19 protein-coding genes and 1 pseudogene are annotated in these 20,069 nt (G+C 40.7%); 11 read left to right on the top strand and 9 right to left on the bottom strand.

The genetic code is table 11. The features are described 5' to 3' along the window. Window positions 1-1,006 precede the first annotated feature (1,006 nt). From J8L97_RS15010 to J8L97_RS15000, 3 genes are all read left to right on the top strand, one after another. Window positions 1,007-2,386, top strand: a complete 1,380-nt coding sequence (locus J8L97_RS15010; RefSeq protein WP_211050804.1) for an MATE family efflux transporter — start codon at window positions 1,007-1,009, stop codon at window positions 2,384-2,386. Continuing rightward, complete coding sequence (gene uvrB / locus J8L97_RS15005) at window positions 2,383-4,392, top strand: excinuclease ABC subunit UvrB (RefSeq protein WP_211050802.1); 2,010 nt, start codon at window positions 2,383-2,385, stop codon at window positions 4,390-4,392. The genes J8L97_RS15010 and uvrB overlap by 4 nt, the downstream gene beginning before the upstream one ends. 221 nt (window positions 4,393-4,613) lie before the next feature. Continuing rightward, a complete protein-coding gene (locus tag J8L97_RS15000) occupies window positions 4,614-6,695 on the top strand; it encodes a tetratricopeptide repeat protein (RefSeq protein WP_211050800.1) in 2,082 nt (693 codons plus the stop codon). 69 nt (window positions 6,696-6,764) lie between these two features. On the opposite strand, the gene J8L97_RS14995 is transcribed toward J8L97_RS15000, so the two are convergent. The 5 genes and pseudogenes from J8L97_RS14995 to J8L97_RS14975 all read right to left on the bottom strand — a co-directional run bounded on the left by J8L97_RS14995 (window position 6,765) and on the right by J8L97_RS14975 (window position 9,900). Beyond that, complete coding sequence (locus tag J8L97_RS14995) at window positions 6,765-7,355, bottom strand: porin family protein (protein WP_192508143.1); 591 nt, start codon at window positions 7,353-7,355, stop codon at window positions 6,765-6,767. 391 nt (window positions 7,356-7,746) lie between these two features. Then, a pseudogene (locus tag J8L97_RS24090) lies at window positions 7,747-7,992 on the bottom strand (adhesin); the annotation flags it as partial. A 283-nt stretch (window positions 7,993-8,275) separates the two neighbouring features. Then, entirely contained in the window at window positions 8,276-8,800 is a 525-nt protein-coding gene (locus J8L97_RS14985; RefSeq protein ID WP_211050793.1) for a methyl-accepting chemotaxis protein, read from the bottom strand. Window positions 8,801-8,842: 42 nt separating this feature from the next. Beyond that, window positions 8,843-9,367 (bottom strand): methyl-accepting chemotaxis protein, encoded by a 525-nt coding sequence (locus J8L97_RS14980; RefSeq protein ID WP_211050792.1) that lies wholly within the window; start codon window positions 9,365-9,367, stop codon window positions 8,843-8,845. Continuing rightward, the gene (locus J8L97_RS14975) at window positions 9,364-9,900 is read right to left on the bottom strand and encodes a hypothetical protein (RefSeq protein WP_211050791.1); all 537 of its coding nucleotides are present in this window, start codon (window positions 9,898-9,900) and stop codon (window positions 9,364-9,366) included. The genes J8L97_RS14980 and J8L97_RS14975 overlap by 4 nt, the downstream gene beginning before the upstream one ends. 457 nt (window positions 9,901-10,357) lie before the next feature. Here J8L97_RS14975 and J8L97_RS14970 point away from each other — a divergent pair, with 457 nt between their 5' ends. The 3 genes from J8L97_RS14970 to J8L97_RS14960 all read left to right on the top strand — a co-directional run bounded on the left by J8L97_RS14970 (window position 10,358) and on the right by J8L97_RS14960 (window position 12,620). After that, window positions 10,358-11,251, top strand: a complete 894-nt coding sequence (locus J8L97_RS14970) for a DMT family transporter (RefSeq protein ID WP_211050790.1) — start codon at window positions 10,358-10,360, stop codon at window positions 11,249-11,251. Window positions 11,252-11,419: 168 nt separating this feature from the next. Further along, window positions 11,420-11,872 carry a proteasome subunit alpha gene (locus tag J8L97_RS14965; protein WP_211050789.1) on the top strand — a complete coding sequence of 151 codons (453 nt, stop codon included), beginning with the start codon at window positions 11,420-11,422 and terminating at the stop codon, window positions 11,870-11,872. Window positions 11,873-11,900: 28 nt separating this feature from the next. Then, window positions 11,901-12,620 carry a Sir2 family NAD-dependent protein deacetylase gene (locus J8L97_RS14960; protein ID WP_211050787.1) on the top strand — a complete coding sequence of 240 codons (720 nt, stop codon included), beginning with the start codon at window positions 11,901-11,903 and terminating at the stop codon, window positions 12,618-12,620. 6 nt (window positions 12,621-12,626) lie between these two features. Here the strand turns inward: J8L97_RS14960 and J8L97_RS14955 are convergent, their stop codons facing one another. Together J8L97_RS14955 and J8L97_RS14950 are read right to left on the bottom strand one after the other, a co-directional pair. Next, on the bottom strand, window positions 12,627-14,639 hold the full coding sequence (locus J8L97_RS14955; RefSeq protein ID WP_211050786.1) for an ATP-binding protein: 2,013 nt from the start codon (window positions 14,637-14,639) through the stop codon (window positions 12,627-12,629). An 82-nt stretch (window positions 14,640-14,721) separates the two neighbouring features. Then, on the bottom strand, window positions 14,722-15,414 hold the full coding sequence (locus J8L97_RS14950) for a hypothetical protein (RefSeq protein ID WP_211050784.1): 693 nt from the start codon (window positions 15,412-15,414) through the stop codon (window positions 14,722-14,724). A 154-nt stretch (window positions 15,415-15,568) separates the two neighbouring features. Here J8L97_RS14950 and J8L97_RS14945 point away from each other — a divergent pair, with 154 nt between their 5' ends. Continuing rightward, on the top strand, window positions 15,569-15,757 hold the full coding sequence (locus tag J8L97_RS14945; RefSeq protein WP_409455167.1) for a hypothetical protein: 189 nt from the start codon (window positions 15,569-15,571) through the stop codon (window positions 15,755-15,757). 48 nt (window positions 15,758-15,805) lie between these two features. On the opposite strand, the gene J8L97_RS14940 is transcribed toward J8L97_RS14945, so the two are convergent. Then, window positions 15,806-16,255, bottom strand: coding sequence for a hypothetical protein (locus J8L97_RS14940; RefSeq protein ID WP_211050782.1), 450 nt, complete (start codon window positions 16,253-16,255; stop codon window positions 15,806-15,808). Window positions 16,256-16,342: 87 nt separating this feature from the next. Continuing rightward, window positions 16,343-17,230: a LysR substrate-binding domain-containing protein gene (locus tag J8L97_RS14935; RefSeq protein ID WP_192508134.1), complete on the bottom strand. Its 888-nt coding sequence runs from the start codon at window positions 17,228-17,230 to the stop codon at window positions 16,343-16,345. Window positions 17,231-17,328: 98 nt separating this feature from the next. Here J8L97_RS14935 and J8L97_RS14930 point away from each other — a divergent pair, with 98 nt between their 5' ends. The 4 genes from J8L97_RS14930 to J8L97_RS23550 all read left to right on the top strand — a co-directional run bounded on the left by J8L97_RS14930 (window position 17,329) and on the right by J8L97_RS23550 (window position 20,059). Then, a complete protein-coding gene (locus J8L97_RS14930) occupies window positions 17,329-17,469 on the top strand; it encodes a hypothetical protein (RefSeq protein WP_211050780.1) in 141 nt (46 codons plus the stop codon). A 94-nt stretch (window positions 17,470-17,563) separates the two neighbouring features. Then, window positions 17,564-18,415, top strand: a complete 852-nt coding sequence (locus J8L97_RS14925; RefSeq protein ID WP_211050778.1) for an SDR family oxidoreductase — start codon at window positions 17,564-17,566, stop codon at window positions 18,413-18,415. A 126-nt stretch (window positions 18,416-18,541) separates the two neighbouring features. Then, window positions 18,542-19,519, top strand: a complete 978-nt coding sequence (locus J8L97_RS23555; protein WP_247688693.1) for a cytochrome-c peroxidase — start codon at window positions 18,542-18,544, stop codon at window positions 19,517-19,519. A 30-nt stretch (window positions 19,520-19,549) separates the two neighbouring features. After that, on the top strand, window positions 19,550-20,059 hold the full coding sequence (locus J8L97_RS23550; RefSeq protein WP_247688692.1) for a hypothetical protein: 510 nt from the start codon (window positions 19,550-19,552) through the stop codon (window positions 20,057-20,059). Window positions 20,060-20,069: the final 10 nt, after the last annotated feature.

Genomic DNA, 20,069 nt, shown 5'->3' with positions numbered 1-20,069 from the left:
GCGTGTATCTCTCAACGGGGCGAAATATTAATGACACACGTGCAAGGTGTCAACTAATAAAATGCGAGAAAATCAAAAAACTGTGTTGTTCGGTGGATTTATACTCGATTTGATGGTTTTTATGGCGAATTTGCGCCAGAGACTTTTAGTTTTTTATAAATTGAACACAAAGCAAGTCGCGACAAGGGGATACGAAAGTGACAAATTTTAAGCGTTAAGTCTTTTTTTTAAACAAAAGCTCTGTTTTTACAAAATTAAATAAGATCTTATACTTACTATAGCGATCTATTTCTTAAGATCTCACATTTTGATAGACAAAATTTTGCACACTATAGGAATATGTCAGGTGATTTGTGCTGATTGATGAATCATTTTCAGTAGTTCTATCTAGCTATTTTTTTTCTACCAACAAAACAGATGGTTATAATTTTTTTGTGTAGAGTGAAATGAAAGTAAGGTGTGCCCACATAGCATAAAAAAATTGTTTGGCAGGTCGAGATCAACAAACGTATGTATAAAGATCAAGCAAGGCGAAGTACAGGTGAATATTTGATCGTGCCGTAGGGCCTTATTTTATTGGTGTTTATAGAGTTACCCACAGAATCTGTGGATAACATTGTTTATTAATATTTAAGAAGTGTGTCAAAGCCATGAATATAGGGCCTTGTAGACATTTCAATAAGTTTTTATAAATTATTTTTGTTGTTATTTATCAATGCTTTAAATATATACCAAGGAAAAGAAAGATTATTTGCCATGAATGAACCTTTTGTGACCATACGAAGATTTTTCTGTGCAAAAAAAATACCGTTATTTGTCGAAATTGTAAGCAAATTGTCATCTAAAGGCTTTAGCGCTACTTTTAGAGCTTATTCCATGCAAAATAGCACTGAAAAGCTGATCCTTGCGTTTTTTTAGGCAATAAAGTAATTATTCGGCTTATTGTCTGGGTTTAGAAGAGGGGATGATCTAGAATACTTGGCTTAATAAGAGAGGCTTAAAACGTATGGCATCTGTGCAGCAGTCAGACAAAGTAAATGACATTCTTGAAGGGTCAATCCCACGAACTTTAAAGAGAATGACCATCCCCATGATATTCGGCATGATCACGCTGATGATGTTCAACCTAGTTGATACTTTTTTTATAAGTATGTTGGGGACCGAGCAATTAGCTGCAGTGAGTTTTACATTCCCCGTTACTTTTACTGTTATTAGCTTAGCAATCGGGCTCGGCATCGGCACGTCAGCCGTTATTGCAAAAGCCCTGGGGAGCGGCAATATAGAAGAAGCGAGGTTTGATGCAACGGTTGCACTGCTTATGTCAGCTGTATTTGTTTTTTTATTATCATTGATTGGTTTTTTGTTAATTGAACCAATATTTTCTCGCTTAGGTGCAAACCAAGATGTCATGCCTTACATTTATGACTACATTTCGATTTGGTTTTTAGGCAGCGTATTTTTAATAACGCCCATGATTGGTAACTCGGTGCTTAGGGCCAGTGGTGATACAAAAACACCGAGCTACATTATGGGGCTCGCAGGACTAATAAACGCAATATTAGACCCTCTTTTAATTTTTGGGGTAGGGCCTTTTCCTGAACTCGGTATTAAAGGCGCTGCGATTGCGAGTGTTATAGCATGGTCTGTCGCGGTAGGTATTATTTTATATCTATTGGCTGTCAAAAAGCGTCTCCTCAGTGTGAATCCAGGTCAACAGGGAGTGCTAAGTGCCAGTAAGAAAATTCTTAAAATAGGTTTCCCCGCAGCTGGTGCAAATATGTTGACGCCCATAGCCATGGCAGTAATGATTGCTATCGTTGCGTCGTATGGTCCCCAAGCGGTTGCTGCGTTTGGCGTTGGTAGTCGTATAGAGTCTATAGCGAGCTTAGTTGTGTTAGCGTTGTCGATGACACTTCCGCCTTTTGTTAGCCAAAATTATGGCGCACAAAACTTCGATAGAGTTAAACAAGCATATAAAAGCAGTTTAAAATTTGTGATGTATTTTCAGTTTGCAATTTATGCCGTGCTATTGGCGAGCTCTAGCTTAATTAGTCGCACTTTTGGTAATGACCCTGAAGTTATCCGTGTAATTGAGCTGTTTATTTATATTTTGCCTCTGAGCTATGGATTTCAAGGGGTTATTATATTGACGAACTCGTCTTTGAACGCGTTGCATAAACCGATGAATGCACTGGTGTTGAGTGTTGTTCGTTTGTTTGTTTTTTATGTACCATTGGCATTTGTTGGTTCGCACTTCTGGGGGCTACAAGGGTTATTTATTGGCGCTGCGTTTGGTAACTTATTGACTGCTATCGTGTCTTATCAGTGGTTCTGTCGCAGTCTGGAGCGTATGCATCGATCATCTATAGAGAGGTCAACATCATGAGTGATGACGTGTTTGAATTGGTATCTGAGTTCACCCCAAATGGCGACCAACCAAGTGCAATAGCCCAATTATGTGAGGGGTTGGAATCTGGACTGGCGCACCAAACTTTGTTAGGAGCAACAGGGACGGGTAAAACTTTTACGATGGCCAACATTATTAGCAATTTGAATCGGCCAACTATTATCATGGCGCATAATAAAACTCTAGCGGCTCAGTTGTACGGCGAGATGAAAGAGTTCTTCCCCAAAAATTCCGTGGAATACTTTGTCTCGTATTACGACTATTATCAGCCGGAAGCGTATGTTGTCGCCAGCGATACTTTTATTGAAAAAGATGCCTCGATAAATGAACATATTGAACAAATGCGTTTATCAGCGACTAAAGCATTGCTAGAGCGCAGAGATACAATCATTGTTGCTTCCGTGTCTGCGATATATGGCTTGGGAGATCCTGACTCATATATGAAAATGATGCTGTTGCTAAAAGTAGGTGAAAGTATCAACCAGCGCGATATGTTAAGGCGCTTGGCTGAATTACAATATACACGTAATGATATCGATTTTAGTCGAGGCACGTACCGAGTTCGTGGGGAGGTGATTGATATTTTCCCCGCTGAGTCAGATACATATGCGGTGCGGGTGGAGATGTTTGACGATGAAATTGAACGTTTAAGTATTTTCGATCCCCTTACTGGCGCTGTTGAGAAGCACCTCGTTAGAGCCACTATTTACCCAAAAACTCACTATGTTACACCAAGAGAGAAAATCCTTGGGGCGATAGACAACATCAAAGATGAATTGAAAATACGGCGAGAGCAATTAATATCTAACCATAAGTTAGTGGAAGAGCAACGTGTGGCTCAACGTACGCAATATGATATTGAAATGATGACCGAGCTTGGGTATTGCTCTGGCATTGAAAACTATAGCCGTTATCTTTCAGGCAGAAACCCAGGTGAGGCACCTCCTACTTTACTTGATTACTTGCCAGACAATGCGTTAATGATCATTGATGAGTCTCACGTGACAGTATCTCAAATTGGTGCTATGTATAAGGGGGATAGAAGCCGCAAAGAAAATCTGGTTGAGTATGGGTTTAGATTGCCTTCGGCAATGGACAATAGGCCATTAAAGTTTGATGAATTTGAATCAATTGCACCACAAACGATTTATGTGTCGGCGACCCCAGGTGACTTTGAATTAGAACGCTCTAATGGCGATGTCGCAGAGCAAGTTATCAGACCTACGGGGCTATTAGATCCGCTGCTTGAAGTACGTCCTGTTGGTACACAGGTAGATGACTTATTGTCGGAAATTTATATACGAGTTGCAAAGCAAGAGCGTGTATTGGTGACCACATTAACCAAACGTATGTCTGAAGATTTAACCGATTACTTAAGCGACCACGATGTAAAAGTGCGTTATTTACATTCAGATATAGACACGGTTGAACGAATGGAGATCATCCGAGACTTGCGTAAAGGGGTGTTTGATGTGTTGGTTGGCATCAATCTGCTAAGAGAAGGCCTAGATATGCCAGAGGTTTCTCTTGTAGCGATACTTGATGCTGATAAAGAAGGTTTCTTACGCTCGGCACGGGCCTTAATTCAAACAATAGGCCGTGCAGCTCGCCATCTAAATGGAAAAGCAATTCTCTATGGAGATAAAGTCACCAAGTCAATGCGAAAAGCCATTGATGAAACTGAGCGTCGCCGTGAAATACAGCAAGCCTATAACGAAAAGCATGGCATTGAGCCTCAGGGGCTAGTGAAAAAGATCATTGATGTGATGGATGTGGGAGAGGAGATAACGGATCAGTCATCTGTAAACTCGGCAACGCACGATGAAAATCGTTCAGGTGGCACTTTGGATGCGAAGCAGCTTGCACATAATATTAGTAAACTGGAAACACAAATGATGCATCATGCACGTGAGCTTGAGTTTGAAAAAGCGGCCCGAGTTCGAGATAAAATTCATGAGTTGCAACAGCAATTAATGCGCGTTTAGCCATTGAGGTAGTACGTGTTATGACTATTAATTGGGTATATTCATACTTACTCCATGATTACAGTCTAACCTTTACTTGGACTTTGTAATTTGCAAAGATTAATAATCTACATGCAGTATATTACCTTCATATGAGACTTAGCTTTTTATTTCAGTACATGATAATCGGTGCGTTACTTTGCATGAGTAGCGCCGCTTTATGTGTGCAAGAATTAAAAAGCATGCAAAATTTACTGGCACATAACCCCACCGCTGCTTTAAAAGAAGTTTCAACTAAGCTCCACTCACTGAATAACTCGTCTTTACCAATCAATCAAGAGGTTTGGTTTTCATATAAAAATATAGAGATTTCAGCACAAATTAAGTTGGGTTTATTAGATGAAGCAAAAGCGAATGGGCTCGTTCTTTACGCAAAATATGATGCCGAAAACTATCCTTTACTTCGTGCTAAAACGGCGTTTTTATTAGCGGTTGTGAATCAATCTACGAGTAACTCGCAACAAAGCCTAGCGTATTTAACGGAAGCGATGGCACTTATTGAGAATAAAGATGAGCCAGAATTAAAAGCCGATTTATTTGCTAATTTGGGTAGGATATATCGTTATCAAGCGGACTACCAACAAGCATTAAGTTATACGTCACGTGCTTTAGATATGGCAAATGAATTACGCAATAAATTAAAGCAAGCCAGTTTCCATAATCAAATAGGGGTGATTTATGATTACATTGGAAATCTAGCATTATCTCTTGAACATCATGAACAATCATTAAGGCTGCAACAGCAGTTGGGTAACCAACAGGGTATTTCAGACTCATTATATAATATTGGAGAAATTTACAGAGATTTAAATAAATTGCCGTTGGCATTGTCTCATTTTAGCCAAGCTTTAGTGGTTGATCAATCTTTAGGTAACCCCATTCATATCGCCAATAGTTATAGCAAACTTGCTCAAGTCAATATGGCGCTTAATAAATTGGATGTGGCAAAGTCACACGTCGAACAGGGCTTAGCATTGGTGCGTAAACTGAATGTACCAAGTGATATAAGTTGGCAGCTGAGTATATTAGCCAGTATTTACATGGCAATGGGGGAATTGCCTCAAGCGAAAGCGTCAGCTAATGAAGCACTTGAACTGGCTCTCTCTGTGCAGGCAAAAAGGACAGAGCGCTCGGTACGAATGATACTTATTGAAATCGCGATTGCACAAAAGCAAAGCAGTAATGCACTCACTCAAATAGCAGAAATGCTGACACTACCCGATATCAGTCGTATTTATCAGAGTCAGCTGTATAAGTTACAAGCTGAGTTGTATGAAAAACAAAATGAACTGGTGCGTGCGATTAAAAGCCACAAAGATTACCAAGAGGTTCAGCTGCAGCTTTTTGAACATCTAGATAAACAGCAAACTGAGCGGATGAAAAAAAGTGTTGAGGTCATTCGCCAAGATCAGGAATTGTCAATTTTACAAAAAGAGCAAGCACTACAAAAAGCAAGTCTGGCAAATTTAGAGTTACAGCGCGGGATTGTTATTTTACTGCTTTTGTTATTGTTTGGCGTACTCTGCCTTATTTTTACGCGACAAAAACAAAAACAGCGTTTGTTTGATGTTAAAGCTAAATTATTAGCTGATAATTTAGAGCAAAAAAACCGACTATTAGCCGATGTGTCTCATGAGCTAAGAACACCTTTAACGGCATTAAAACTCTCTATTGAAGTATTGCAGTTTAACTTAGAACCGAACATTGAGCGTGCGTATATCAAAGTGCATAGTAAAATTTCGCAATTGGATAACTTGATAGCGGATATATACCGTTCTGCACAGTATGACAATAATACGCTACGCCTAGATAAAGATGTATTTTCAATCAATGAGCTTATTGAAGATGTTCATCAAGACTTTATCCCTCGTTATAATGAAAAACCTCAAGGGCTGGCTGTGAACAGCCAAGATAATGTCACAATTGGGGTCGACGCAGAACGTATTAAACAGGTCATTATTAATTTGTTAAATAATAGTTTGGCGTATACGAATAAAGGTGGCGAAACTCGTTTGACAATGTATGAAAATCATAGTGGGATCAGAATAACGGTTGAGGATTCAGCGCCTGGTTTAAGCGATGAAGACTTGGTCCGAGTATTTGAACGGCTGTACCGCTGTGAAGAGTCAAGGAGTCGAGATTTGGGGGGATCAGGTCTTGGGTTATCAATTTGCCAGCAAATAGTCCTTGCCCATGACGGTCGTATTTATGCTGAGCATAGTGAACTTGGTGGTGTTAAATTTGTTGTATTGTTACCCAAATAAGCTATTTTATTATTTGGTATTGAAGTGATTAAGAAACGCCAGTAGGCGTTTCTTAAGTATATCGTTAAATTAGAATCGATAACTGATGCCGGCACCTAAAGTGTTTACATCTAAATCACCCATGTCAATGTATTGCCAAGCGACATTTACGGCGACGCCATTGTCCCAGTCATATTGCCAACCGGCCTCAGCAAATAGCCCTACGCCATCTTCATCAACGAGTTTATTATTACCTCTGGCGATTTCATAGTTATAAAACTGAGCGCCTAATTTTCCGTAAATATAATTGTTCTCGGTTAGTTGATATTGACCTTTACCAGCTGCAACAAAGTTCGAGTAATCTACTTTGTTGGCATTGAGATCAAACAACAATTCATCATTACGGTCGCAGACAAATTTACTATTGGTAAGCTCTTTACACGTCCAATCATCGGCTTCAGAGCCTGTACTGATACCAGCCTCTAGCGCCCACGTTGAGTCTAGTTGGTAATTATAATAAGCATATACTTGTCCTACTCCATCACCGTCTTGGCTAGAGCTTTTATAGGATGCACCACCGCCAGAAACTTGTATCCCAACACGATGTTGTTCATCATTTTGAGCTGCTTGAGTGTTAAAAGCCAAAGCGGTTAATAGTGAGATTAAAGAGAGTGTTTTCATCGTTTCCGTTCCTGAATGTTTAACTTGGTACTTATGTTATAAAGTTCTACTGTGAGAGTCTGTTGGAAGCGTGTTAGTTGATGTAGGGAGAGTGTGAAAATCTGTAAAAGAGTGATTAAATAACATGCTTTTAAGTGTGTCAGCCCCCCTAGCTGTGAGCCTGAGTACAGCAAAGGAAAGGGTTAACGCACTTTTTACTTAACCTCAGGTTTGGATAAGGGTTTTGGAATAGAAAATGTTTTGAAAACACACTTACGTTCAATCCAATGATGATATTTCGTTCAATATCAAGGCGCTTTTATGCAGTAATAGCGGGCTATTACAAATGAAAGCAACGCCGAGAGTGAGAAAAATAGCTTTATTGGGCAAATTCGCTTATCCAGAGCTGAGGTTACTTAGTATCAGTGATAACAGTATCTATAAAGTGTATTACACCGTTGGAGGTATAAACATTTTGGTTTGTGATGCTAGTGACTGTTTCGATGAGTGTTCCAGTTAAGTTCATCGCGGCGGCGGCATCAGCTTCTCCTGACACGACATGATAGACCAGAAGGCTGCTGAGCTTGTCTGTATCTGCCAGTAAGGCAGTAATAGTATCTAGCCCTAGGACTGTAAATGCTGTATCAGTGAGGGCAAATACGGTGAATTTTTCTCAGGGTTTACGAAGGTCCTGTTAAGACTCGTGGTTTAAAGAGTTGCAATCAGTATATTATAGCTATCTGCATTTTTTTCGACATCAACAATAGTTGATGTCTTGATTGACTCACAGGGGTAGCTACATTGCGATCATTATCGCTGTTACAGCTCATTACAATCGATATAGTAAACGGCATAGATAAAGTGTGCATTAGTTCTGTAAATGTTCCATTTCTTCAAGTTAATAACTAAACGAACAATATTTTGACTGATTTATAAACGTACTAAAATAGCTCAGCCTCTTGATGGGCGAGATTTCCTCGTAATTTCTCTACCATTATATTGCGATCATGATTGGCATTAGCAACGGTTTTACTGACCTTATCGCTTTGTGCTAACTGTTTATAGTTTTCAGAGATTTGCTGAAGTTGAAGCAAAGTGTGTTGTAATGATTCAGTGATGTTCGATTGTTGTTCTGCAGCGTGTGCGACTTGGTTATTAAGATGTGTCATTTGCTCCATTTCTTGAATAATTTCTCTCAATGATTGTTGCGCGAGAGAGGTTTGCTCTGCATTTTTGGTGGTGATCGAAATTTCTTCTTGCATGGCACTGACTGCATTTTGTGCTGCGCTTTGCAGGTTGTTGATCACAGACGTAATACTTAATGTTGATTGTTGTGTTTTTGATGCCAAGCTTCTGACTTCATCAGCAACCACGGCAAAACCTCTACCTGCTTCCCCAGCTCTCGCTGCTTCAATAGCAGCGTTGAGGGCCAGTAAGTTAGTTTGTTCAGCAATACTACTGATCACGTCTAATACCGAACTAACACTGCCAGCTTGCTGTTCTAAGTCTTAGATCACAGCAGAGGTTTTTTCTACTTCTGAGACCAGTATTTTCATACTATTTGCAGAATTATCTACAATGTCAGCACATTGAGTTGCTTGATTAGTAACCGTGTTGGTGGAACCAAGCGCCATTTGGCTATGTTGCTGTAATTGTCCTGCAATTTTGGCTAAACCGGCAATGGTATTTTCCATATCAGTACTGCAGCGTGCTTGGTCATGTGACCCTTTCGAAATTTGTTCGCTTACATTATCAATTTCGCTAAAAGCTTCTTCAACTTCACCTTTTACTACGGTGATGTTAGAGACCGCTTCAACAATATGTGTTTTTATATCGACGATGGCATTAGATAAATCTCCCAGTTCATCTTTGTACGGATACGCCATGGCTAAATCATATTTTCCTTCAGAGATTAAAATGGTGTTGGAGATCAAGCCACGCAGAGGTCGAATAATTGTTTTTTTAATTAGTTGCAACATTACTATGATGACGACGATAGAAATAATTAAGGCAATAATGGGGTACACGGTCATGACAAAGTTTGCTGTTTATTGATTGATACAAGGTGTGCATCAGAGGCGCTTTGTACATTGAGGCGTGTTGTTTGTAATAATTTGGCTAAATCTCGATCTATACCTCGGACGAGTGTATCTGCTTGAACAAGGTTGTTAGTTGTTTGTAAATGGGCATGACCTTGCTGATATTTAGAGAGGAGTTGAGCGTGTTGTTGTTGTATGCTCTTTAGTGTGGAGGCGTGTGAGCTCCCTGTGCCGCCAAGCTCGCGGATAGTGTTTGTTAAGCTGTTTTGAACCTCATTGTGATGCTCATTAAAGCGCTGCCAATATTTTTCTTCATTGCGAATAAGCACGTTCTTCCAAGCTTGGACCTGACTTTTGAATGTAGATTCAATGCTGGCAATGTGGTTTAAGCGGTGAATATCTTGGTGAAATAAGTCTTGATATTGATGAATTAAAAGTTCCAATCGAACAATACTAAAAATACTGCATGTTAAAACCAGTGCCATTGCACAGACAACAGGAAGGGTAATTTTGTATCTGATATTCATAACAACCTACTTCATCAATCAGTCACCATCAAGTGTTGATGACATCGTGAAATTTGTCTAATTTAAAATCAGTTAATGCAAAAGTTGGTGTCGTAGCATTCATCGAAAAGTACGAAAGTACAGGCTCAATATTTAACCGTGGTGTCTTCATTGCGTGTATCAGTGTATCAGTGTATCGATGGTGTCATGGGCAGGCTAAGGTGAGTGCAAAATAATCATCACTTTATTGTTGACTTATTACTCAGTTTTGATAAAAGGTTGTTCATTAATATTTTCAGATAGATACAATGAATATACTGACCTCAGCAATGATTAATCGACCTTGGCAACTCCTGTGTGCCACGCTGTCGTGCATGCGCTGCGGTTAACGTTTCGACTAACCGCGATGATAGAAGCGGTTAGTAATCTTAGTTTTTCTCCCACCTCTTTTATCGTCCTTATTTAAAGGAATGGCATTATGCCCGTTCAGGCATCATACATGTTTGTTATTTTTATTTGGTCAACAACCCCATTGGGGATAGTGTGGAGTAGTGAGTCTATGCCGCCCACGCTAAGTGTTTTTATTCGCATGAGCATCGCGCTGGTTTTGGCGGCATTTGTTGTCTCACTGAGCAATATTAGAGTGCCTTGGCATAAACGGGCTTGTACTTTATATACGTATTCAGCACTGGGTATTTTTGGTGGCATGCTGATGAGCTATATGGCTGCGCAAACAGTGACATCCGGAGTGATTTCTCTCATTTTTGGTATGGCGCCTATTATATCTGGTTTATTGGCTCAACGGCTGTTAGGTGAAGCACGTTTTACAGCCATTAAATTTGTGTCGTTAGGGCTATCTTTGATTGGCTTATATTTAATTTGCGCGGCGCAAATTCAGACACTGAATTTACCACCAAAAGGGCTGCTTTATGTATTCTGTGCGGTGTGTAGCTTTAGTTTAAGTGGCGTTATGATCAAAAGAGTAAAATTAGCAATTCACCCTATGGCAACCACGTTTGGCGCATTGGTATTTGTTACACCGCTGTTTGCGCTTTTTTGGTATTTGATTGATGGTGAATTTAACCCTGAGATATGGAGCGAGCGGTCGATGTGGGCAACGGTATATTTGGGTATATTTGGGTCTTTATTGGGGTTTTTGGCCTATTTCCATGTGTTACAAAAACTCTCAGCAAGCACCGTCGCATTATCCACTTTGATCACACCCGCTTTTGCTGTTGGCTTGGGGGCATGGCTTAATAATGAAACGATTACAGTGACCTTGATTGTGGGGGCTGTGACCGTGTTATTGAGTTTAGCCTTGTTTATTTTTGGCGATCAATGGTTAGTTGGTAAAGCAAAGTGTGCGGATTAATATCGTTATGTCATACGGTTATAAGAATAAGTCAGGCTTTATTCATGCAGGGTATGGTAAATGAAAGGGCAAACATGCCCTTCTCATACGTATTGTGCTGTATAGAATCAATCATTATGTGCAGAATTCAGGTGTGGATAATAATTTTTACTAGGATGGAGCCACTTTTTGACGACAATTGCTTTTCATTACCCAAGTCAGACTATATGTACCGATAGCTATACGACTACACATGATTGTATTGTGACTGCGCGAGCGCAAAAATTTTTTGATGTTGCACAAGGGCGCGTCTTTGCGACCGGCAATTGTGCGGAGATATACCACTTAAAAGAATGCTGGTACACCGGGGAATTCAAACCGATCACCTGCGAGTTTTTAATGGTTGATCAAGAGAGTAAGGTGTTTTTTGGTGAAGTAAGGCGTGGCTTTAAATATCTTGAACCTTTAGAGCAAAGTTGGGCGATTGGATCTGGCGCTAAGTGGGCTATTGCCGCAATGGATTTTGGCAGAAATGCCATAGATGCCTTGAGTTACGCGTGTACGAGAGATAAATCGACCGGTGGTCAGTTGCAATCGTTTCATGTCAATGATTGTATTGCGATTGAGCAAGGTCTAACATAAAGTTTCTAATTATCAATGGTTTGATTTTATGGCAACATTATATATTACCGGAGCGGGCGTAAGTGCTCAAAGTGGTATTCCCACATTTAGGGGAGATGAAGGTTTTTGGACTATTGGCAGCAAAAACTATACCCCACAAGAAATGGCCACACGCTCAATGTATATCGAACATCCGCTAGAGTTTCTGACCTGGTATTATCATCGTTTTGTGTGCTATCGAAATCACGGACCTAATGACGTTCATCGGTGGTTGGCTGATAAGCAATTAATAACACAAAATATCGATGGACTGGATGGTAAAGCGGGTAATGAAAACTATATTAGTATCCATGGTAGAATTGATGAAGTGACGGTATTCCACTCTCAAGGTGATAAGGTAAGTCGTACTCTTGCACCATGGGCGGAAATAGATGAAGCGCACTTAAGTGACTCTTTATTATCTTTGTTTAGAATCGGTAAAAATGGCCCACAATTAAATGAGTCTTTGAAGCCGTATGTACTTTTGTTTGATGAATACTACACCGACCTTTATCAAATTAATGTCGCCCAAGAGCGCATGTTAAATGCGGATAGAATCGTTTTTATGGGGACATCGTTCAGCGTCAACATTACGCAAATGGCGTTAGATATTGCACGGGAAAAGTCGATACCGGTAGAAATTGTCGATCCTGATCCCGCGCATGTACTTTATCATAATGTTACGGTTCATCGTATGACTGCACAACGCTATATAGAATATATAAAATGACCCAGGTTACAACGCTTTGCAAATGGCTTTATGAAGCGCTTTAATGTCTATTGGCTTCGCGAGGTAGTCATCCATGCCAGCTGCTAAGCATTTTTTAGCTTCTCCACTCATGGCGTTCGCGGTTAACGCAATAATATGACTGTGTCGGTCATCACTAGAGCGTTGGCGTATCGCTTGTGTAGCTTGATATCCATCCATGTTGGGCATTTGGCAATCCATAAGAATAACGTCGTAAGGTGTGTCGGATGCTTGATCAAGCCTCGCTAATGCTTGTTCTCCGTCAAATGCAAAATCGTACTGGAGTTGCCACTTTTTCAAAATCTGAGCGAGGACAATACGATTTACAGCGTTATCTTCTACCACTAATATTTTGAAATCAGTCGGGATGTCTTGTTGATTTCGAGCTTGCTGAGACGTTAAGTCAGGCGCTTCACCAATTCCCAGAACCAGTGTAAAGCTAAAGACACTGCCGATGCCAAACTCGCTGGTGACACTGATGCTGCCAGACATGAGTTCACACAAGCGCTTGACAATTGATAGCCCTAAACCGGTACCACCATACTGACGCGTCGTGCTTTGATCTGCTTGTGAAAAAGGAGAGAACAGCGAACTTTGTACTGTGTCACTCATGCCAATGCCTGAATCGGAGACTTGACCATTGATAATGCATTTTCCATCATGCTCTACGCTGCATAATGTGACTGTGATATGACCTTGTGCTGTGAATTTAATCGCATTACTAATTAAGTTTTGCAGCACTTGCTTTACGCGAACAGGATCACCGACGAGGTACTGATGTTTTAAATTTGATAAGTTAAAATCAAGGCCGATGCCTTTTTCATTACACTGAGTTTGATAAGCTAATTTGAGCCCGTTAATTAAATGATGTAGTTCAAACTCGGTTTGTTCTAACGATAGCATACCCGCGTCAATTTTAGAGAAATCTAAAAAGTCATTTAACAAGCGAGTGAGAGATTGTGTACTGCGGTTTGCCACGTCGACCATATTTTTTTGAGTATCATCTAATGTTGATTGCTCTAGCAGTTGTAGCATACCAACAATCCCGTTCATTGGCGTACGGAGTTCATGACTGACATTGGCAAGAAATAAGCTGCGAGTTTGTAACATTCTTTCGGCAAGATCTTTTTGTTCAGTTAACGCAATTCGGGTTTTTACCCGCTCATCAACATTCTGAATTGCACCATATAATCGAATGCATTGGTCATTCTCAAATACCGCTTTACCTTGTGTTTCTACCCAGACTTGATTCCCAGTGGCGGTATTTAATAAAAACTCCGCTTTCCATGGAGCGCCGGTTTCAATCGCGGTATTGACTAAACTTGTTACCGTGTCGCGGTCTTCTTCTTGATAGAATTGAATCGCAGTTTCTAAAGTCGGTTGAAAGTCATCCGATACTTCGTGGATTGCTCGAGTTGTGTCAGTCCATATCACCGTATTATTGAGCAAATTGACTTGCCAACCACCAATGATGGCAAGTTCACCCATTGCATGCTGAATTTCCTGGTTTTGCTTCATGAGCAAAAGCGATTGGTTACGTGTTATTTCATTACCAATCCACTGTGATAATAGCCATACAAAGTCATGATCGTCTTGTGTAAATTGACCTTTATGAATATCGGGTGATGAAAAGTTTACTGTACCATAGCGATTACCTTGCACTAATAAGGGGGCGCCAATATAGCTTTCGAGACCAAAATTTAGATAGCAAGGGTGGGTTGCAATGTGGCTGTCACTGGCATGATCAAATGCCAAAGACGAGTTGGCTGCTAAGGTATGACAGCAGTATGTTTCGCCCAGCGGGAATTGCGCACCGACAGGTAAGCTGTTATCAGGTGTATGAACATGTTCAACATAGTAAGTTTGTGCCTGGATCTGGCTAACAATCGCAATTTGACAGTTAAAGATGCGGCACCCTAATTGCAAAAGTTCTTGGATTTTTTGCTCAAATGGTAATGTGTGGTCCGCAGTAATTGAATGCAAGAGTTTTAATTTATTCATGGGCATACGCCTTCCTAAGCAACAACATTTGGCAGTATAACGAAGCGTGTTAAAAAAGCGAATTTCTGTGTATTGGTAAAGTTTATGCGCTTAATAAACTCAGTACTTCTTTTGTAGTCAGATTATAGGTCGTAGCCAGTAGCAAAACTCGGTGATTTTGACTATCTAATTTTGTGGCATTATTACACTGCTTGAGTCGTTTACATATGGCGGCTAAAACTTGGCTTTGCTGAGATATAAGCTGCGCTTGCGCTTCTATTAGTGCCAAAATTGCCGAGAGTTCATGCCTGGGTAACGCTGATAAATGCGGGTTGTAGGCAAAATAGCACTCAATCGCAGTGAGCTGCTGTTGATTGCGCTGCTGCAGCGCTTGGATAAGCCCTTCATTACTTTCAAACAGTAGCAATGAGCGGATGTAATTAAAAGGCGGTAGAATGTTGTTTGGGTTAGCAAATAATACATGCAGTACCGTATTGCCTTGCGCGTTTTTCTGCGAAAAGCCGCCATTATGCTTTAGCGATGGCGTAAAAAAATTAAACCGGTCGCTGTCGTTAATTCCGGCTATTAAACCAGTAGGCAAAGCTTTACGCTGTGCTAGCTGTTCACATAAATCTTGATAAAACCCATAAACTTGTGGGTTTTGTTGTGCGCTTTGGTAGATGAATTTCAATTGCAGTATGTTATCTGGTTCTTTTGAATTCTCATATAGTTCATACACAGCAGCAATGTCTTGCTGTTTTATCAGTGTAATCAATGCTGATATACAGGGTTCCACAATATATTACCTCTTAATAATAATCGCTTTATGCTATGTGAAAGCACGACAAAGAAAAAGGCTTGAACTCTAAAATTTAACGCCCATATATTTAATTTTAGTAGGGAAAGGAAGTGATATGACGTTATTTATTTGGCTATTTGTTTATGTGACTATGATTCCCCTGATTATTTGTATATTCATAAGGTTGGTTAAATGGGCTAAAGGTATGCCTAAAGGGGCATACCTTTTTATCGCGTTCATGCCATTGATTTCATTGTTTCCGATACCTCCAACGGTATTTAAAAATGTTGCAAAAGCAAAGCAGGAACAGCGGAAAAAGCAAACAGATAGTGATCAGTAAAAAACTATCGCTAAACTATGCGGGTTACTTGTTTATGCGTCCTATGGGTTATGACTTACCTTCTGATATGACTAACCTATAACCCCAGATATAAAATAGACCACATAGGAACCAGAGCATGCCTGCAATAACCGCAAAAATACTTGCTAATGCGGGTTGTAAGAGTAGCAAAGGCAATGTTGCCCCACCGCGCACGATGCATAAGCTGCCAATCGTAAATACAGCAAAGCGTGTTAAAGGGATATGAGGGATCAGCTTGGCAGCACTGAGGGCATACAGCGCAAATAACAAAAATAAACTGGAAATAAACAGCGTTGCCAATGGTGCAAAGTATGGTCCTTGTATTGCGGAGTCAATAATTATGTTCGGCGCTAACTGGGCTCGATAACATTGCTCACCCAGCACAATGCATGACATATGTGCAACTGCAGTAACGGTTGCTGTGAATGCGCAAAACAGCAGTAGAGCGCGGGCAAATATGAGGGATTTGATCTTCATTTATTGATGCCTCTTAGTAAATGTTCCTAAAAATACGATTGTGCTCGCAGAATGTAAACGGGTGCGCAACTAACCAGCTTTGTATACTTAGGTATTTTGTATTAATGAAACCAACCAATTTTTAAATATAAGGATACGCTGTATACGAGGCGATGATGGGTCATGTAAGCAGGTATAGCGTATCTCCGGTTTGGCGCGGATATCAAACGGCGCCACTAGCAGTCCTTGGTCAATAAAATGCTTAGCTTGACGGGCTGAGCCTAAGCATGCGCCATGACCGGCCATAACGGCGCTTAATGCAATATCCATATTGCTGACTTCTAGCCATTGATTATGATTGTCAGTATGCGTGAGCCCTGCGGTGGCAAACCAATTAGCCCAGTAATCGTTTTTTGTATAATTGACTAACCAGCATTTTTTAATGTTTTCAATACTAGAAAAATCAAACTCTTGGGCCAGTTTTGGTGAACATAATACGACCGTTTCATCACTAAATAAAGTGGTTTGTTCTAATTCAGGGTATGTTGATTGCCCATAACGAATAGCGATATCAACATGACCATGTTTGATATCTTCTACGTCTGTAGACACAATAACCCTAACAATGATGTTAGGGTGGTCGACTGAGAACTTCCACAAATTAGGCATGAGCAGCATTGAAGCAAATGACTGGGTGGTTGTAACCGTAATACAGCCAGGAATAGGCTCACTTTGAATGCTACGAATGCCATGTGTAATTGTGCCAAACCCATTATTTAATGCCATCGCAAGTTTTTCCCCCTGTGCAGTCGGTTGCATAGACTTGCCTTTTCGGAAAAATAACTTACAACCAAAGTTTTGTTCTAGTAATCGAATCTGTTGGCTAATGGCCGCTTGTGTTACGTTGAGCTCTAACGCAGCTTTACTATAGCTGTGATGACGGGCGGCAGCCTCAACGCAGCGTAGCGCAGTTAAATGAGTTAATTCACTAAACATAAGTTTTTATTATAGTTACTGTTAAAAATGATCGTTCGCGTCTTATTTGTATTCTAGCCATACTGGTGTTTTAAACACAGAGCCTCTTAGGTGAATAAGTGCATAAATATAGTAAGGTTATTGAAAATAATGGTATTTCATTTAGTTCTGAAATGAAAGAAGAGACATGTTGGATTGCGAAAGTGATTAAAATAATTGCTGAAAAGCTACCAAGCGAATATATGAGTAAATTAAAATAGTATTATGTTACTAGGTTTGCTTTGGTGTCGTTTGGTTGTTTGCAATGAGTTTGCGCTTTATAGTCATACTTATTCCCGAAAAGGACAATGAACTATGGAAAACAACAGTGTTAAGAATAAAACGATACTGATCACTGGGGCATCAAAAGGGGTGGGCGCTGCATGTGCTCATGCATTTGCTAGCACCTATTCGCAAGGAGTCAATTTAGCGTTAGTCGCGCGTAATCTCGACCCACTTGAGCGATTGCAAGAAGAGCTGCGTGAGTATACACAGTGTCGTACTGTACTGATTGTCGCTGATATGGCGAATTTGGAAGAGTGTGATTGGGCTGTGTCACAAACAATCGATGCTTTTTCGCAAGCGAGTATTGATGTTTTAGTTAACAATGCAGGGCTTCACGTACGGGGGGAGTTTATTACTCGTCGCGCGCAAGACATATCTGCCATGATTGATGTAAACCTACGTGCACCCTTATATCTTTCAGCGTTAGTGTTGCCATATATGCACCGGAATAATCAAGCGCCTTGCGCAATAGTCAATGTTGGCTCGCTGGCTGGTATGACTCCGTTACAAGGAGCGGCTACTTATAGCGCAACAAAGGCTGGATTGCGTGCTTTTTCCTATGCATTGCATGATGAACTTGCCGACCATAGTATAAATGTGGCAGTGGTTTCACCTGGTCCTATTGATACTGGTTTTATTATGCAGGAGATGGATCAAGTAGAAGATATTGTGTATTCACAGCCTATGAGTAGTGCAACACAGGTAGCAGCTGCTATTGTACAGCTAAGTATGTCAAAGCGATATGAAATAGCAATGCCAAAAATGAGTGGCTTACTTGCTACGCTTGGCTATTTATCGAGTCGGTTCAGGCGTTCAGTGCGGGGCACTTTGTACCGAATTGGCAAGAGAAATAAAGAAAAATATCGCCAACGATGCGATTAATCAGTGCGCTACCACCATCTTGTTAGCGAATAATACTTAACCTCGATTAATTATGTACTTTCACATTGTTTGCACTTTGTGTTGCAACAGTTGAGTCTCCGAAGTAGAGAATATGTGGGAGTCACCATGAGCAAGCAAACCTATTTGACAGGCTTAATCATCGCGTTGAGTTTATTTTTTGGTAATGCCAGTGCCACAATACAATTGTCAGACCGTAAAAAATCACCGACCAAGCCAATGCCGCAAAAAAATACAGCACAATTAGATACACAGTTGCGTGCGTTGATATCGCAATTCGGCTTAACAGGTGATGTGGAGGGCCAAGATACCGCGCCAAACATCAGTGACCCAATACCACAATTGGGGATGCAGCTATTTTTTAGTAAAGCGCCTGGCGGTGAAAAGAGTGTTGCATGCACGACTTGTCATCACCCCAAATTGGGAGGTGGGGATAGGTTGAGCTTATCGATAGGTGTCAATGCCATTGACGCAGACATTATAGGGCCAAGACGACAAGCCGTTAATAATGAAATTGATATACCTCGTAATTCGCCAACGATTTTTAATGTTGGTTTAGCAAAGAAAGCTTTATTTTGGGATGGCCGAGTTGAACAGGTGACGCGTGAGGAAGATGGTAATGTACGCACCTTTATCAGCACCCCAGATTCTGGGTTCGGGATAGCAGATGAAAACGCGGGGTCTACGCTTGTTGAGGCGTTATCTCGCTTTCCTGTAACATCAACACAAGAAATGCGAGGAGCTGCATTTTCTGATGCGAGTACGACAGAAGAGATTCGTAGTCATATCGCTCAACGCATTGGCGATTATGGCTCTGAGGAAGGAGGCCTTGCAACGAATGATTGGCTTGCAGCATTTCGACTCGCATTTGACAGTGAACAAAGTGCTGAGTCATTGATCACATTTGATAGTATTGATTTCGCACTAGGTCAATATCAAGCATCATTCGTGCTGGTGGATAGTGATTGGAGTCGCTATGTTAAGGGGGATAAAAGAGCGCTTAATCCGGCGCAGAAACGGGGGGCAAAGCTATTCTTTACACAAGCCGCAGAGGGGGGGGCTGGATGTGTGAATTGCCATAGCTGAGAGCGCTTTAGCAATGACGGCTTCTTTAATTTGGCATTCCCACAATATGGCATAGGTAAAGATGTTAATGGTGCCGATTTAGGCAGAGCGTTACTTGATGCTCAACCACAAAATCAATTTGCTTTTCGCGTACCGAGCTTATTAAATGTCGGTTTAACGGCCCCGTATGGGCATGCAGGGGTGTATGATACGTTAGCACAAGTTGTATCGCATTATGTTGATCCAGCTAAGGCGATTGAAGCATTCTTTCAGCGTGGCGGTGCGTGTGGTCTCAAGCAATTTTCCTTAAATGAAAATTGTGATGTATTAAATAATCAAGCAAGAGAAAACAGCCAGTTAGCGCTCACATTATTGCAAAGCTCGCCTTTTGTTGCTGCCCCATTAGATATGGCTCAACAAAAAGACTTAGTAGCATTTTTGCACGCATTAACAGACAATTGCACAAAAGATAGTCGTTGTTTGCAAAAGTGGATCCCAAATAGACGGACGGTTGATCCTGACAATTTACGCTTAAATGTACTTAACCGCCATAAAGGATAGAGTTCTATCC

It is taken from the genome of Pseudoalteromonas sp. MMG012, assembly GCF_018100875.1.
Lineage (GTDB): Bacteria > Pseudomonadota > Gammaproteobacteria > Enterobacterales > Alteromonadaceae > Pseudoalteromonas > Pseudoalteromonas aurantia.
This window is presented reverse-complemented; position numbering and strand designations above follow the sequence as displayed.